This window comes from Afipia sp. P52-10 (assembly GCF_000516555.1).
Taxonomy (GTDB): domain Bacteria; phylum Pseudomonadota; class Alphaproteobacteria; order Rhizobiales; family Xanthobacteraceae; genus P52-10.
The window spans coordinates 1,273,056-1,287,742 of the sequence record NZ_AZSJ01000007.1; the positions used below are offsets into that span (position 1 = coordinate 1,273,056).

Here is a 14,687-nt window from a genome sequence, read left to right on the forward strand (position 1 = left end):
GTCCAAATCCGTCACATCAGGCGACCACACACGGAATGCCGGACTCGACAAAGCCCTCTTTGCGTTTCACAACTCGACCATGAACACATCCGTCAAACCATCCGATGGGGTCGGCGACACCTATCTCTGGCTCGAGGAGATCGAAGGCCATCGCGCTGTCGCCTGGGTCGCGACCGAGAACGAACGCACCGAAACCTTCCTGCAGGACGCCACCTACCGCGCGGACTACAAAGCCGCGCTCGCGATCCTGGACTCCGACGAGAAAATCCCGTTCGTCGCCAAGGTCGGGGAGCATCTCTACAATTTTTGGAAGGACGCGAAGAACCCTCGCGGGATCTGGCGGCGGACGACGCTGGCAAGTTATCGCCAGGCGTCTCCCGACTGGGAGCTTCTGCTCGACATCGACGCCTTGTGCGCCTCGGAAGGCACGGCCTGGGCTTTCGGCGGCGCCATCATGTCGCCGGATCGCAGCCGCGCGCTGGTCAGTCTGTCGTTCAACGGCACCGATGCCGTGGAGATTCGCGAATTCGACCTCGCGGCCAAGCGTTTCGTCCCCGACGGCTTCGTCATACCGAAGGCGAAAGGCCATGCGGTCTGGCTCGATGCCGATACGCTGTTGCTGAACAGCGCCCTCACCGACGAACACACCACCGATTCCGGTTACGGACGCACGGTGCGGAAGTGGCACCGCGGCACGCCGGTCGAAAGCGCCGACGTGATCTTCGCGATCGACAAGAGCAACATGGGTGTCTGGTTCGAGGTCAACCATCGTCCGGGCAGCGAGCGGATCGTCTATTCGCAGGCGCTCGACTTCACGCGCATGCTGTTTTTCGTCGAGCCACCAGGCGGCCCTCGCATTAAACTCGACTTGCCCGAAGAGATCTCCCTCTCGCTCGCGGCACAAACGCTGACGGTCAGCCCGAAGCAGGACTGGACCATTGGCGGACAAACGGTTCCTGCCGGTGGCCTTGCCGCGCTAGATCTCGGCCGCTTCCTGCAAGGCGCTCGCGACTTCAAGACCATCTTCACGCCCTCGCCGACGCGAGCGCTGGAAAGCTGGATCGAGACCCGACACGGTCTGATCCTGCAGGTGCTGGATAACGTGCGAACCCGGCTGCTGTTGGCGAAGCCTGCCGGTGATGGCTGGACGACGACGGAGATGACAGACCTTCCCGCCAATGCATCGATCTACGCCGGCAACTTCGGCGGAGAACGCGATCCGGACCTCGGTAAGGATGTGCTGCTCACCATCACATCGTTCGAGCAGCCGACCACCCTGTCGCTCTGGAGCGGCGAGGCTGCTCCCCAGATTCTGAAGTCGGCTCCGGCCAGCTTCGATGCGCACGGCATCGAGGTAAAGCAACTGCACGCTATCGCCGATGACGGCACGCGAATTCCCTACTTTCTGATCGGCAGGGAGCTTTCCAAGCACAGCTCACCGTGTCCCACCATCCTCTATGGCTACGGCGGCTTCGAGGTTTCGCTGACGCCGAGCTACATGAGTCTCACCGGCAAACTTTGGCTTGAGCGCGGCTATCTCTACGCCATGGCCAACATCCGCGGCGGCGGCGAGTTTGGCCCGCGCTGGCATGAAGCAGCACGGCGTAAGACCAAGCATGTCGCGCATGACGATTTCGCCGCGATCGCGCGCCATCTCACCGCAAGCGGCGTGACGACGGCGCGACAACTCGCCTGCCACGGCGCCAGCAACGGCGGGCTGCTGGTCGGCAATATGCTGACACGCTACGGCGATCTGTTCGGCGCGATCTGGTGCGGCGTGCCGCTGCTCGACATGGCACGTTACACCAAGCTGCTCGCCGGCCATAGCTGGATTGCAGAGTATGGCGATCCTGACGATCCCGCCGAATGGGACTTCATCCGCCGCTTCTCGCCCTATCACCTGATCGGCGAAGGTAAGAACTATCCACCGATCCTGATCACCACCAACCGCACCGATGACCGGGTCCATCCCGGCCACGCACGCAAGATGACGGCACGGCTGAAGGACATCGATAGCCGGGTGTGGTTTCACGAGAATGTCGCTGGCGGACACTCCGGCGCGGTGGACAATACCAAGCAGGCCGCAAGCCAGGCGCTCGGCTTCGCCTTCCTGCGGCGGACGATTGCCGGAGAGAAAACCGCATAGAAGAGTGCCGGGGGCCGGGCGCGACCAGGCGCGCCTCAGGCCGATAGCGGCGTCGATTGAATGACGTTCGTCGGCAGAACTTGGCTCGCGTCACCGATCTGCGCGATCATCGCCTTGGCGATCTCCTCCTCGCCCATGATCACCACGTCGGCGCCATGCAGCTTGAGGTGTGCCACCTCCTCGTCCGAATGGGCGCGCGCGATGATCGCGATGTCGGACCGTGCTGCGCGGGCCTTGGCAACCACCTGCCCTCCTTCGAAGGCGTCCGGGATCGCCACCAGCACCGCCTGAGCCTGCTTGACATTGGCCGCCTCGATCATCTCGGGCGCATTGGCATTGCCGGTCATTGCCTCGACACCTTCTTTCTGAAGCGCCTCGACGATATGCGGGCTGTCCTCGATGACCAGGAATGGCCTTTCGGCCGCCCGCAGCGCTCGCCCGACGACGCTGCCGACACGGCCATAGCCGACCAACACGACATGATCGGACAGCGATGTCACGGGGAGCGGCTCGCGTGCTTTTTCGATCGGCTTGCCATCGATTGCCGCCGCGGGCTCCTCCTTCTCGAGCAATCGGTCGACAAGCGCAAACACGAGCGGATTCAGCAGGATCGAAATGATCGCACCGGCCAGGATCAGGTCGCGCCCCTGCGCCGGCAGCAAGGCCAGCGAAACTCCGAGCCCCGCCAGGATGAAGGAAAACTCCCCGATCTGTGCAAGGCTTGCAGAGATCGTCCAAGCGGTAGACACGGGATGACCGAACATGCGGACGATCAGGAAAGCTGCCGCCGACTTGCCGATCACGATGATGAAGACTGTCGCCAGCAACGGCCACGGCTCGCGCAGCGCGATCATCGGGTCGACCAGCATGCCGACCGAAACGAAGAACAGCACCGCAAAGGCGTCACGCAGCGGCAGCGTTTCCTGCGCCGCGCGATGGCTCAGTTCGGATTCGCTGAGGATCATGCCGGCGAAGAACGCGCCGAGCGCAAACGAGACATCGAACAGGATGGCCGAGCCGAAGGCGATCCCGAGCGCAATGGCAAGCACGGCCAGCCGAAACAGCTCACGCGAGCCGGTGTGCGCCACATAATGCAGCAGCGATGGGACCACTCGACGGCCAATCACCAGCATGAAGAAGACGAATCCGCCGACCTTGCCGAGCGTCAGCGCGAGCGGCCAGGCGATGCCGGATAGACCCGCATACGCGGCCTCCCCCTTGAGCAATCCCGCGAGCGCAGGCAGCAGAACCAGCGCCAGCACCATCGCCAGATCTTCGACGATCAGCCAGCCGACGGCGATGCGGCCGCGTTCGGTGTCGACCAGCCGCCGCTCCTGCAACGCCCGCAGCAGCACGACGGTTGACGCCACCGACAGTGCGAGCCCAAACACCAGGCCGCCTCCGATCGGCCAGCCGAGCAGTGCGGCGAGCCCCATGCCCAGCAAGGTGGCCACCATCATCTGCACGATGGCCCCGGGCACGGCAATCGCCCGCACCGACAGCAGATCCTTCAACGAAAAATGCAGGCCCACGCCGAACATCAGCAGGATGACGCCGATTTCGGCGAGCTCGTTGGCAAGATGCTGATCAGCGACATAGCCGGGCGTAAACGGACCCATCACCACGCCGGCCAGCAGATATCCCACCAGCGGCGAGACGCGGAACCGCTGCGCCACCGCTCCAAGCGCGAACGCCAGCACGAGGCCGACCACGATCGTCGAGATCAGCGGCGTGTTGTGGGCCATGGCGCGCTTTCCGGTTGCAGCGCGGGATCACGCCTCTCCGGTCAACACTTAGGGCCTGGTGCCGGCATTGACAATTGTACGGTGTGCCGCACTCCCCCTTGAAGGACAGTCCAATCAGATGCCCATGGATTGGGCATCCGAACACTCGTCTCGGCCATGACTATGGTCGGAGAGCACCGCGATGCCTCGCGGGACCAGCGTCAGTCTCATCGCGGCCCGAGCGATGCGCGACCCGCGATCATGTCATGCCGATGACGCCAGCGCCGCGGAAATGGCCTCGAGCGCGGCATCGGCCCTGCTACCATCGGGGCCCCCCGCCTGCGCCATGTCCGGGCGGCCGCCGCCACCCTTGCCGCCGAGGGCTTCCGAGCCTTTGCGAACCAGTTCCACTGCATTGAAGCGGCCGGTGAGATCACTGGTGACGCCGACCACGAGCCCGGCCTTGCCATCCTCGGTCACGCCGACGATAGCCACCACGCCATGGCCGAGCTGCTTCTTGCCGTCATCGGCGAGGCTCTTGAGGTCCTTCATCTCGATGCCTTGCACCGCGCGGCCTAGGAACTTGACGTCACCGATGGTGCGGATGTCGGATGCAGCACCGGCTCCGGCCGCAGCGCCGCCGCCCATCGCTAGCTTCTTGCGGGCATCGGCGAGGTCACGCTCCAGCTTGCGGCGCTCCTCCACGAGAGCGGCGATGCGGGCCGGCAGGTCGTCGAGGCTGGTGCGCAACTCGCCAGCCGCAGCCTTCGCCGTCTGAATGCTGCTGTTGATCGCATGACGCGCCGTCGTGCCGGTCAAAGCCTCGATCCGGCGCACGCCGGAGGCGACCGCGCTTTCACCGCTGATCGAGATCAGGCCGATATCGCCGGTCCGCTTGGCGTGGGTGCCGCCGCAAAGCTCGACCGACCAGCCGAGCGTATTGCCGCTGCCCTCACCCATCGACACCACGCGGACCTCGTCGCCATACTTCTCGCCGAACAGCGCGCGCGCGCCGGAGGCGCGGGCGTCGTCCACCGCCATCAGCCACGTGGTGATCTCACTGTTCTGCAGCACGACATCGTTGGCGATATCCTCGATCCGGCGCAATTCGTCGGCGCTGATCGGCTTCGGGTGAGCGAAGTCGAAACGCAGGCGCTCCGGCGCAACCAGCGAGCCACGCTGGGCGATGTGATCGCCGAGCACTTGCCGCAGCGCCTCATGCAGGAGATGTGTCGCCGAATGGTTGGCGCGGATTGCCGTGCGGCGGCCGTGATCGACTTCCAGCGACAGCGCCGTCCCGACCTTCAGCGCGCCCTGCTCCACCGTGCCGATATGCGCAAACAGATCGCCGGCCTTCTTCTGGGTGTCGGTGACGCGGAAGCGCACACCATCGCCAATCAGCAAACCGGTATCGCCGACTTGACCGCCGGATTCGCCATAGAACGGCGTCTGGTTCAGCACGACCACGCCGTTGTCACCGGCTTTCAGGCCGTCGACCTCCTTGCCGTCCTTCACCAAGGCGGTGACAGCGCCTTCGGCGGTTTCGGTCTCATAGCCGAGGAACTCGGTCGCGCCGAGCTTCTCACGCAGCGGGAACCAAACAGTCTCGGTCGCCGCCTCTCCGGAACCGGCCCAGGAGGCCCGGGCCTTTTCGCGCTGTTTTTCCATCGCGGTGTCGAACGCATCGGTATCGACGTCGATGCCGCGCAGCCGCAGCGCATCCTGCGTCAGATCCAGCGGAAAGCCGTAGGTGTCATACAACGTGAACGCGGTCTCACCCTTCAGCCGGTCGCCCGCCTTCAGATTGCGGCTCTCCTCATCGAGGATCGACAGACCGCGCTCCAGCGTACGGCGGAAACGGGTTTCCTCCAGCTTCAGCGTCTCGGTGATCAGCGCTTCGGCACGCACCAGCTCCGGATAGGCCTGGCCCATCTCGCGCACCAGCACACGGACCAGCCGCCACATCAGCGGCTCGCGGGCGCCCAGCAGGTGCGCGTGGCGCATCGCGCGGCGCATGATCCGCCGCAACACATAGCCGCGCCCCTCGTTCGACGGCAGCACGCCGTCGGCAATCAGAAACGATGAGGCGCGCAGATGGTCGGCGATCACGCGATGCGATGCCTTCTGCGGCCCGTGCGGATCGACGCCCGTCAGCTCCGCGATCGCTCCGATCAAGGCGGCGAACAGATCGATGTCGTAGTTATCGTGCTTGCCCTGCAGCACCGCAGCGATCCGCTCCAGCCCCATGCCGGTGTCGATCGACGGCTTCGGCAGCGGATTGCGCACCCCGCCGGCCAACTGCTCGAATTGCATGAACACGAGATTCCAGATCTCGATGAAGCGGTCCCCATCCTGCTCCGGCGACCCCGGAGGACCGCCTGGAATCTTGTCGCCATGGTCGAAGAAGATTTCCGAGCATGGACCGCACGGACCCGTATCACCCATCTGCCAGAAATTGTCGGAGGTCGGGATGCGGATGATCCGGGACTCCGGCAGACCCGCAACCTTCTTCCAGAGATTGAACGCGTCGTCGTCCTCCGAATACACCGTCGCCAGCAGGCGTTCCTTCGGCAGGCCGAAATCCTTGGTGATCAGCGTCCAGGCGAGCTCGATCGCCCGCTCTTTGAAATAATCGCCGAACGAGAAATTGCCGAGCATCTCGAAGAAGGTGTGATGACGCGCGGTGTAGCCGACGTTGTCGAGGTCGTTGTGCTTGCCGCCGGCGCGCACGCACTTTTGCGACGAGGCCGCCCGCACATAGGGACGCTTCTCAAGCCCGGTGAAAACGTTCTTGAACTGCACCATGCCGGCATTGGTGAACATCAAGGTCGGGTCGTTGCGCGGGACCAGCGGCGACGACGGCACCACCTCGTGACCGTTCTTGGCGAAGAAGTCGAGATACGCCGACCTGATTTCGTTCACACCACTCATAGCTGTCCAATCGCGCCCTGCTCGATCCCGGCGGGGCTGGATGGAGGTCCATCCTGCCCAAACCTGATCCTCAATTGCCCGTTATTTCCCGGGACACGCTTTTAGCGAGGGGGGCGCACCCTGTCCAGAAAACGCTAGCCGCCCAACGGTTTGCGAGAACCGTTGATAAGCCGTCCGCGACACCGAGAAGGATGGCAACGGCCCTTGTGCCCTGTTATATAGGGGCCGTGATCGCAGCCGGCGAGACGGGCCGCGATCATAGCCATGATCGGGAGAGACCGGCCCCAGACGGGATGCCGGCGCCGAAGGAGCAACCGCCCCGGAAACTCTCAGGCAAACGGACCGGCTGGCTGACTGCATCTGGAAAGAGACACGGCTGGACCTTGTCAGAGGTTCCGGCGTTCGTGTCCGCCGACGGGATAATACTCTCAGGCAAAGCGACAGATGGGGCTTCGGTGGAGACGGGAGGAACGGGTCCTCGCGCACCATCAGGAGCCGCTTATGCTTGCGTCACATCAGGATTCCGACCTCAACCACACGCCGCTGTTCGCGCTCAACAGCGCGCGGGGCGGCAAAATGGTCCCGTTCGCCGGCTATGCCATGCCGGTGCAGTTTCCACCTGGGGTGCTGAAAGAGCACCTGCACACGCGGATGGCCGCAGGGCTATTCGACGTGTCGCACATGGGCCAGATCGCGCTGCGTGCGAAATCCGGCAAAGTCGAGGATGCGGCCCGTGCCCTGGAGCGCCTGGTGCCGCAGGACATCCTCGCGATCGCGCCGAACCGCCAGCGTTACGCCCAGTTCACCAACGCGACCGGCGGGATTCTCGACGACCTGATGGTCGCGAATTTCGGCGACCACCTGTTTCTGGTGGTCAATGCCGCATGCAAGGCCGAGGACGAAGCGCATCTGCGCAAGCATCTCGCAGAGAACTGCATTGTCGAGCCGCTCGCCGATCGCGCGCTGATTGCATTGCAGGGGCCAAAGGCGGAGGCCGTGTTGGCGAAGCATGCGTCAGACATCGCGACAATGGCCTTTATGGATGCCGGCCCACGCCAGGTCATGGGCTTCGACTGCTTCGTCTCGCGCTCGGGCTACACCGGCGAGGATGGCTTCGAGATTTCGGTCCCCGCAAAGGACGCCGAAGCCCTGGCTGCGACCCTGCTGGACGATCCCGCCGTTCTGCCGATCGGCCTTGGCGCCCGCGACAGCCTGCGCCTCGAGGCCGGGCTCTGCCTCTACGGTCACGATATCGATACGACGACGACACCGGTCGAGGCTGGCCTCAACTGGTCCATTCAAAAGAGCCGCCGCAACGGCGGTGCGCGCGCCGGTGGCTTTCCGGGCGCCGACACCATCCTCAAGCAGTTCGAGAGTGGCGCCCCGCGCCGCCGCGTCGGCCTCAAACCGGAAGGCCGCGCGCCGGTGCGAGAGAATGCGCCGCTGTTTGTCGATGCGACTTCGACCGAGCAGATCGGCTCCGTCACGTCCGGCGGCTTCGGTCCCAGCATCAACGGCCCCATCGCGATGGGCTATGTGCCTGCGGCCCAGGCCGCCGATGGCGCGCAACTGTTCGCAGAGGTGCGTGGCCAGCGCCTGCCGGTCCGCGTCGCTCCCCTTCCCTTCTCACCCCACTCTTACAAGCGCTGAGGAATTCCATGACCATCCTGTACACTGCAGATCACGAATGGCTGCGCATCGAGGGCGACGTCGCAACCGTCGGCGTGACTGATTATGCGCAGACCCAGCTCGGCGACGTCGTGTTCGTCGATTTGCCGAAGGTCGGGCGCGTGGTGAAGAAGGCGGAAGCCGCGGCCGTGGTGGAGAGCGTCAAGGCCGCCTCCGACGTCTACGCGCCGATCAGCGGTGAAATCCTCGAAGTGAACGAAGCGCTGGGCTCCGATCCCTCGCTCGTGAACTCCGATCCTGCTGGCGGCGCCTGGTTCTTCAAGATCCGCATTGCCGACAAGGCTGAGCTCGACGGATTGATGGACGAGGCCGCCTACAAGGCGCACACCGCGTAGCGATCGCCGCTTTCCGACAAGATCGAGCCAGTCATAAAGAATTACAAAGTCGTACGAAGGAGATCGGCATGACCGCACTTCGCAAGAATTCAGCAGATGTCGCCACCGACTTCGTGCGGCGCCATATCGGTCCCGCGCCGCGCGATATCGAGACGATGCTGGAGACAGTTCGTGCAAAGAGCCTTGCCGCACTGATGGACGAGACCTTGCCGGCCTCGATCCGCCAGAAGGCGCCGCTCAATCTCGGCCCCGCCCTGTCGGAAACTCAGGCGCTGGAGCACATGACCGGCCTTGCGGCTCAGAACAAGCTCTTCACCTCGCTGATCGGCCAGGGCTATTCCGGCACGATCCTGCCCACCGTGATCCAGCGCAACATCCTGGAGAATCCCGCCTGGTACACGGCCTACACACCTTACCAGCCGGAAATCAGCCAGGGCCGCCTCGAGGCGCTGCTCAACTTCCAGACCATGGTCTGCGACCTGACGGGCCTTGATGTCGCGAATGCGTCCCTGCTCGACGAAGGCACTGCCGCCGCGGAAGCGATGGCGCTGTGTGAACGCGCAGCGACCGACGTCAAGACCAAGGCGTTTTTCGTCGATCGCGACACCCATCCGCAGACCATCGCGGTATTGCGCACCCGCGCCGAGCCGCTCGGCTGGTCGCTCGTGATCGGTGACCCGGAGAAGGATCTCGCCGCAGCCGACGTGTTCGGTGCGCTGCTGCAATATCCCGGCAGTCGCGGCGCCGTGCGCGACCTGCGCGGCGCGATCAGCACCGTGAAGGCGAAGGGCGGGTTAGCCGTCATTGCCGCGGACCCACTGGCGCTGACACTGCTGATTCCCCCTGGCGAGCTCGGCGCCGACATCGCCGTCGGCTCGACGCAACGGTTTGGCGTGCCGATGGGCTATGGCGGTCCGCACGCGGCCTATATGGCGGTGCGTGATACGCTGAAGCGTTCGCTTCCGGGCCGCATCGTCGGTCTTTCGGTAGATGCGCGCGGCGCTCCCGCCTATCGTCTCGCGCTGCAGACCCGCGAGCAGCATATTCGCCGCGAAAAGGCGACCTCGAACATCTGCACCGCGCAGGTACTGCTCGCCGTCATCGCCTCGATGTATGCGGTCTATCATGGGCCCGAAGGTCTCAGCGCCATCGCCCGCAGCATTCATCGCCGCGCTGCCGTGCTCGCCGAGGGCCTGAAGCGGATCGGCCGGACACCGCTGCATGCCGCCTTCTTCGATACCGTGACGGTCGCGCTGAACGGCGAACGCGTCACGCTCGCCAAGCGCGCGGAAGCCGAAGCGATCAACCTGCGCTTCGACGAAAGCACGGTCAGCATCGCCCTCGATGAAACCACGACGCCTGCGATCGTCGAAGCCGTTTGGCGCATCTTCGGCGGCCACCTCACCTATGCCGCCATTGAGCGCGAGACGCGCGACGCGCTGCCCGCCGAGCTTGGCCGCACGACCGACTTCCTGACGCATCCGGTGTTTCACAAGCATCGCTCGGAGACCGAACTGCTGCGCTATATGCGCAAGCTCGCCGACCGCGATCTCGCGCTCGACCGCGCCATGATCCCGCTCGGCTCCTGCACGATGAAGCTCAACGCCACTACCGAGATGATCCCGGTGACGTGGCCGGCCTTCGGCAACCTGCATCCGTTCGCGCCGCGCGCACAGGCCGCGGGCTTCCATACGATGTTCGACCAGCTCAAGCAGTGGCTGATCGACATTACCGGTTACGACGCCATCTCGCTGCAGCCGAACTCGGGCGCACAGGGCGAATACGCCGGGCTGCTGGCGATCCGTGCCTATCACCTGTCGCGCGGCGAGAGACAGCGCAACATCTGCCTGATCCCCTCCTCCGCCCATGGCACCAACCCGGCGACCGCCAGCATGGTCGGCATGAACGTCGTCGTCGTCGCCTGCGATGCGGGCGGCAATGTCGACGTGGAGGATCTGCGTGCGAAGGCGAGGGCCAACGCCGACCGCCTCGCCGCGATCATGATCACCTATCCCTCGACCCACGGCGTGTTTGAAGAGCACATCCGCGAGATCTGCGACATCGTGCATCAGTATGGCGGCCAGGTTTATCTCGACGGCGCCAACCTCAATGCACAGGTCGGCTTGTCCCGGCCCGGCGATTACGGCGCCGACGTCAGCCATCTCAACTTGCACAAAACGTTCTGCATTCCGCATGGCGGTGGCGGCCCTGGTATGGGACCGATCGGCGTGAAGAAGCATCTCGCGCCGTTCCTGCCGGGTCATATCGCGGTCGACGGCGGCGCGGCGCCCGCAGGTGCTGTCTCGGCGGCGCCCTTTGGCTCAGCCTCGATCCTCGTCATCTCCTATATCTACATTCTGATGATGGGTGGCGAGGGATTGCAGCGCGCAACCGAGGTGGCAATCCTGAACGCCAACTACATCGCCGAGCGGCTGCATCCACACTTCCCGGTGCTTTACCGCAACCACAATGACCGCGTCGCACACGAATGCATCGTCGACCCGCGCGGGCTGAAAGCCACCGGCGTCACCGTCGACGACATCGCCAAGCGGCTGATCGACTATGGCTTCCATGCGCCGACCATGAGCTTCCCGGTTCCCGGCACGCTGATGATCGAGCCTACGGAATCCGAGTCGAAGGCCGAACTTGACCGATTCTGCGATGCGATGATCGCGATCCGCAAGGAAATCGCCGACGTCGAAAGCGGCAAGTGGCCGATCGCACAATCGCCGTTGCGCAACGCGCCGCACACCGTGCACGACCTCGCCGACGACACCTGGAACAAGCCCTATTCGCGCAGTGAAGCCTGCTTCCCCGATGGCGTGTCGCGGACGGATAAATACTGGTGCCCGGTCGGGCGGGTCGACAACGTCTATGGCGATCGCAATCTGGTCTGCTCCTGCCCGCCGATCGAGGCTTACGCGGAAGCGGCGGAATAAGGCGGCTGACACAGCACAAACGAAAAGCCCGGACGCTATAGCGCGATGAGATTTAGATGAATCATCCTCGCGCTTTAGCTTATTGTTTAAGCATGATCTTTTCGGAGAACGCCTCGCACTCTTCCAGATCATGCTTTAACGATTCGATTCCAACATTTGCATCCCGCTGCCGCAAGGATGTCTTGCAAATGTTGGAATCAAGAACCGCAAGCAAACGTCATGATTTAGTGGAGCTTTGGATTGCATTCGCACGGCGCGCCAGCGGCTAAGCGGGATGCGGATGTCGAATCCGCTCCACTAGTCCGGGCTTTCTTCATGCATCCAATCGCAGTGTCGAGCACAGTCTTGTCGAAAGCAGCGCGGCCGGCGAGCCGTAGCACGCATACATCGAAGCACGCGACCTGGCGAGAGCCAAGCGACGGCTGTAGCGATGCAATGCGGTTGCCGCATTTCAGCGCTGGGCCGCTCGCACGAATGCGGCGAGTTCGCTGTTGAAGCGCGCCGCGTCTTCGTGAAACGGCGCGTGGCCGATACCTTCGTACAGCGATAGCTTCGCTCCGGGAATGTGCTTCGCGCCGTGTTCGCCCATCGCAGGAAGGATGAGCTGATCCTTCGCACCGTAACTCAACAGCACCGGCACATTGATCTTTGCCAGCAGGTCGTCGGTATTCAAGGAGCGCCCGAGAACGAGCTTACGCACCTGCGGCGGGACCACCATGTTGTAGGCGAGAATCGTTTCGAATTCGTCCACCGTCGGCTGCCGCTCGAAACAGGTGCGGACAAAGCGCGCGGTGGACGCGATGTTCGTCGCCAGATCTTCGTTCAACATGCCGCCGAAATGCGATCGCCCTGGCCCCATGAACGCGCTGTCGCCGGACAGAACCGCGCCGACGAAGTTCACGCCGGCAATGCCATCCGTCCCCGACGCACGCAGATAGTCGGTGATGACACGGCCGGCATAGGACCAGCCAACGACCACGGGACGTTTCAGGCCCGCAGTCGCAATGACCGCCGCGACATCCGCAGCCCAACGTGCGTTGTCGGCGTAACAGGCCGGGTCCAGCGGCTTGTCCGACGCGCCGTGGCCGCGCAGGTCGAACGCGACCATGCGAAATTCGGAAGACAGATTCGGATCGCTGAACTGCTTCGTCCAGGAGAGATGCGATTGATTGAAGCCGTGGATCAGCAGGATTTCGAGACCTGCCGGATTTCCCGTCTCATGCACAGCCAGACGAACACCGTCTGCCGATGTCACACTCAGCGCTTTCACCGCATATCCTCCCTGCCGTTTTCAGGCAGACTAGGACATCTTCGGTTCAGAGGGAATCAGAACTGAAGCGCTCGGTTTTCGAATTCCTATCGAGTTTAAGTCTCTCATCGAACCAGCGCGTTGTCCTCACGCGAACGCCTGATCGCCCGCCGGCGCTTGCCCGATGATGCCTGCGCAAAGCCGATCGCTTAGGGCTAGCTGTCGGGCGTCCCTCAGATCGGCCGGCTCGCCAAAAAAGCAGCGGGCACTGCGTGACATCGGCAACTCAATGCCCCGCAGCCCCCGCTGTTTCTGCGAACTCAAGTCCAAGAATCCAACAAGAACTCAAGCTGTCAGTAAGCCGATTGTCCGGATTGGAGAGGACGGCTTCAGGTCCGCCCTCGCCTGGCATCAAACGGCTTATTCTTCGCCATCATCATCATCGTCCTCGCCCTTCTCGGCGGCGAGGATCTGATCGGCAATGAGACCTGAGTTCTGACGGATCGCGGCCTCGATCTTAGCCGTCATATCCGGGTTGGCCTTCAGGAAGGCCTTTGCGTTCTCGCGCCCCTGGCCGATGCGCTGACTATCATGGGAGAACCAGGCTCCCGATTTTTCCACCACGCCCGCCTTGACGCCGAGATCGAGGATTTCGCCCATCTTGGAGACGCCCTCGCCATACATGATGTCGAACTCGACCTGCTTGAATGGCGGTGCCAGCTTGTTCTTAACCACCTTGACGCGAGTCTGGTTGCCGACCACCTCGTCACGCTCCTTGATCGCACCGATCCGGCGAATGTCGAGGCGCACGGACGCATAGAACTTCAAGGCGTTGCCGCCGGTGGTGGTTTCCGGCGATCCGTACATCACACCGATCTTCATGCGGATCTGGTTGATGAAGATCACCATCGTATTGGATTTGTTGATCGACGCGGTGAGCTTGCGCAGCGCCTGGCTCATCAGCCGCGCCTGCAGACCCGGCAGCGCATCGCCCATTTCGCCTTCGAGCTCGGCACGCGGCACGAGCGCAGCGACCGAATCGATGATCAGCACATCGACCGCCCCGGAGCGTACCAGCGTATCGGCGATCTCAAGCGCCTGCTCGCCATGGTCGGGCTGCGAAATCAGAAGGTCGTCGATGTTCACGCCAAGCTTGCGGGCATAGACCGGATCGAGCGCGTGCTCGGCATCGACGAAGGCGCAGATGCCGCCGCGCTTTTGAGCTTCAGCCACACAATGCAGCGCCAGCGTGGTCTTGCCGGAAGATTCGGGTCCGAAGATTTCGACAATACGGCCCCTCGGCAGACCGCCGATGCCAAGCGCGATATCGAGCCCCAGTGAACCGGACGAAATCGCCTCAATCTCGATCTTGTCGCTCTTGCCGAGCTTCATGACCGAGCCTTTGCCGAACTGACGCTCAATCTGAGAGATCGCGGCCGACAACGCCTTCGACTTATCCATGGACGAACCTTCGACGATACGCAGAGCTGGCTGGGACATGAAAGAGCGCTCCTTATGAACGGGATTCGCCGCCCCGACAATGAAACGGCCGATCGAGCTGACAGAAGCTTTGTACACCATCTGTTCTATGTTCGCAATATGTTCTTTTCGCTTTCTCAGCAGATATATACCCTTAGGACATGTAACATGAATCGGTGTATATGTCGTCTGCCA

At 63.2% G+C, this 14,687-nt stretch carries 8 protein-coding genes and 1 riboswitch; of the genes, 4 read left to right on the forward strand and 4 right to left on the reverse strand.

From position 1 onward, the window contains the following. The first annotated feature begins 79 nt into the window (after positions 1 to 79). Positions 80 to 2,146, forward strand: a complete 2,067-nt coding sequence (locus X566_RS23375) for a prolyl oligopeptidase family protein (RefSeq protein ID WP_034472066.1) — start codon at positions 80 to 82, stop codon at positions 2,144 to 2,146. Positions 2,147 to 2,181: 35 nt separating this feature from the next. Here the strand turns inward: X566_RS23375 and ybaL are convergent, their stop codons facing one another. Both ybaL and alaS read right to left on the reverse strand, forming a co-directional pair. After that, complete coding sequence (ybaL, locus tag X566_RS23380) at positions 2,182 to 3,891, reverse strand: YbaL family putative K(+) efflux transporter (protein ID WP_034472068.1); 1,710 nt, start codon at positions 3,889 to 3,891, stop codon at positions 2,182 to 2,184. Between the two features lie 243 nt (positions 3,892 to 4,134). Further along, on the reverse strand, positions 4,135 to 6,801 hold the full coding sequence (gene alaS, locus X566_RS23385; RefSeq protein ID WP_034472070.1) for an alanine--tRNA ligase: 2,667 nt from the start codon (positions 6,799 to 6,801) through the stop codon (positions 4,135 to 4,137). A gap of 259 nt (positions 6,802 to 7,060) precedes the next feature. Then, positions 7,061 to 7,156, forward strand: a riboswitch (glycine riboswitch). A gap of 146 nt (positions 7,157 to 7,302) precedes the next feature. Here alaS and gcvT point away from each other — a divergent pair. From gcvT to gcvP, 3 genes are all read left to right on the forward strand, one after another. Beyond that, entirely contained in the window at positions 7,303 to 8,451 is a 1,149-nt protein-coding gene (gene gcvT / locus X566_RS23390) for a glycine cleavage system aminomethyltransferase GcvT (RefSeq protein WP_034472072.1), read from the forward strand. Between the two features lie 8 nt (positions 8,452 to 8,459). Next, positions 8,460 to 8,825, forward strand: a complete 366-nt coding sequence (gcvH, locus tag X566_RS23395; protein ID WP_034472074.1) for a glycine cleavage system protein GcvH — start codon at positions 8,460 to 8,462, stop codon at positions 8,823 to 8,825. A gap of 68 nt (positions 8,826 to 8,893) precedes the next feature. Further along, a complete protein-coding gene (gene gcvP, locus X566_RS23400) occupies positions 8,894 to 11,764 on the forward strand; it encodes an aminomethyl-transferring glycine dehydrogenase (RefSeq protein ID WP_034472076.1) in 2,871 nt (956 codons plus the stop codon). A gap of 451 nt (positions 11,765 to 12,215) precedes the next feature. Here the strand turns inward: gcvP and X566_RS23405 are convergent, their stop codons facing one another. Both X566_RS23405 and recA read right to left on the reverse strand, forming a co-directional pair. Beyond that, positions 12,216 to 13,034, reverse strand: coding sequence for an alpha/beta fold hydrolase (locus tag X566_RS23405; RefSeq protein WP_034472079.1), 819 nt, complete (start codon positions 13,032 to 13,034; stop codon positions 12,216 to 12,218). A 399-nt stretch (positions 13,035 to 13,433) separates the two neighbouring features. Further along, positions 13,434 to 14,513, reverse strand: coding sequence for a recombinase RecA (gene recA / locus X566_RS23415; RefSeq protein WP_034472915.1), 1,080 nt, complete (start codon positions 14,511 to 14,513; stop codon positions 13,434 to 13,436). Positions 14,514 to 14,687 lie beyond the last annotated feature (174 nt).

Coding starts and splice junctions, on each gene's coding strand:
- X566_RS23375 (WP_034472066.1), top strand. CDS start 80: ATGAACACATCCGTCAAACCATCCGATGGGGTCGGCGACACCTATCTC.
- ybaL (WP_034472068.1), bottom strand. CDS start 3,891: ATGGCCCACAACACGCCGCTGATCTCGACGATCGTGGTCGGCCTCGTG.
- alaS (WP_034472070.1), bottom strand. CDS start 6,801: ATGAGTGGTGTGAACGAAATCAGGTCGGCGTATCTCGACTTCTTCGCC.
- gcvT (WP_034472072.1), top strand. CDS start 7,303: ATGCTTGCGTCACATCAGGATTCCGACCTCAACCACACGCCGCTGTTC.
- gcvH (WP_034472074.1), top strand. CDS start 8,460: ATGACCATCCTGTACACTGCAGATCACGAATGGCTGCGCATCGAGGGC.
- gcvP (WP_034472076.1), top strand. CDS start 8,894: ATGACCGCACTTCGCAAGAATTCAGCAGATGTCGCCACCGACTTCGTG.
- recA (WP_034472915.1), bottom strand. CDS start 14,513: ATGTCCCAGCCAGCTCTGCGTATCGTCGAAGGTTCGTCCATGGATAAG.